Source organism: Aquabacterium sp., from assembly GCF_004297345.1.
GTDB lineage: Bacteria > Pseudomonadota > Gammaproteobacteria > Burkholderiales > Burkholderiaceae_C > Aquabacterium.
In genome coordinates this window covers 1-1,629 of the sequence record NZ_SCTN01000504.1, presented here as the reverse complement: position 1 = coordinate 1,629, position 1,629 = coordinate 1, and the positions used below count along the sequence as shown (strand labels likewise).

At 60.1% G+C, this 1,629-nt stretch carries 2 protein-coding genes; both read left to right on the top strand.

Annotation, left to right across the window (positions count from 1 at the left end):
• Positions 1-262 precede the first annotated feature (262 nt).
• Positions 263-1,039 (top strand): hypothetical protein, encoded by a 777-nt coding sequence (locus EPO09_RS19470; protein WP_290645762.1) that lies wholly within the window; start codon positions 263-265, stop codon positions 1,037-1,039.
• 117 nt (positions 1,040-1,156) lie between these two features.
• On the top strand, positions 1,157-1,629 hold a 473-nt coding region (locus EPO09_RS19465), incomplete at its 3' end, for a TetR/AcrR family transcriptional regulator (RefSeq protein ID WP_290645760.1).

Genomic DNA, 1,629 nt, shown 5'->3' with positions numbered 1-1,629 from the left:
CCACAGGCGTCAGGACTGACGAGTCGTTGCAAACCTGTGGGGATTTTCGCCTGACGAAAGGCCTGCGTGTTTTCCATGACTTGACGTAAGTTCGCTGGGCTGACTACATTTCATTAACGCAGCAAATACTGCATTAATGGGTGTGATGATGAATATCAAGCGCAGAGATCTACTGGTTCGAACCGCGGGCATCGGCGCGGCATGGGTTGTATTGCCTCGAGCCTGGGGGCAGTCGCCATCGCCAAGCTCAAATAGCCCAACGATGGCTGGCATCACTTGCCTCATCAACGGCCAAGCCGTCACCCGGGCTCAGGTGTTGGAATGGGAGTTCCGCCGCATGCGTGTGGTTTGGCAGAAGTTGAAACCATGCGCCACGAGCCCTGTCGCGTCCCAACTGAATGACGCTACGGTGGCATCCAATATCTCTGCGGCGAGCATCGCACAGATGCGCCAGGATCTGCTGCTCCTCAAGCTTCAACTGGGGCCACAACGCATCAAGGAGGTACTCGCTGACGAGTTGGCCCTCTCGGGCATGGTCGAAAGGTTGCTGGTGAGCACTTCATTCGGACGGTATACCTTGTCGGTCACCGATATCCAGTGCCCCTTGGGCAGTGCGGAGGGTTTTGTCCAATGGTTTGCAGGTCGCGTGCAAGCCAATGACGAGCCCGCGATGCTGCTCGCTTGCCCCGATCACTATGTCATCGAAACCCTGCAAAATGGCCAGCAGTATGTGCTGGAGACCACGGGTGGCTCGCCGCTGGCCTCCCAATTTGACATCGACTACACGAACGCATCGGGTAACCCCGTCGCTTTGGCATCAGGGCTGCCCGCTCGCGTTGGCGGTGTGGCCATGGATGGCCCGCGAACCATCGGGTATGCCTACCACCAGTTCGGAACGCAAGCCGGAGGCGGCTTCCGTGGGCGACTGAGCGTGGCCTTTCCATGGAGCACACCCTGGTTCATGATCGACGGGCATCGATGGCACTTGGCCTGTGAGTTTTCGAATTGGATCGAGGGCTATCTGCGCTCCCTGTCATAGGGATGCTGCCGAGAGCGGCGATGCTAGACTGCCCCAATGAGTGGAAGCGCGGATTCAGCCTCAAGAACCGAACCGAATCGGACCGTCCAGCGCCGTACTGGCGGCCGTACCGCGAAGGTGACGAGCCAAGCGCTCAGTGCATCTGCTCGCATCCTGCTTGAAGAGGGCTATGAAGCCCTTGGACATCGTCAAGTCGCGCTGGCTGCAGGGATCGCTGATACGACCGTCTATCGGCGGTGGCCCACCAAAGCCGAGTTGGTGCTGGCCACTGTCCAGCACATGGCCGGCGAGGCCATTGCGGTGCCTGACTTGGGTACGCTCGAGGCAGACCTCCGCGCGCTGGCGGACCAGGTGATCACCTACCTTTCGCAACCTGCCGTGGCCCATATGGTGAGCGCACTGGTCGCGGCCCTGGCCCATATGGATGGCGCTGAAGAAGCACGCCGGGCGTTCTGGCAGGGGCGCTTTGCGGGTGCCGCCGTGATCGTGGAGAAGGCAATGGCCAGAGGTGAGGTGCGTGCGGGCATTGACCCCACCGAAGTGATCGAAACCATGGCTGCACCGATTTACCTGCGACTGTTGATCACAGG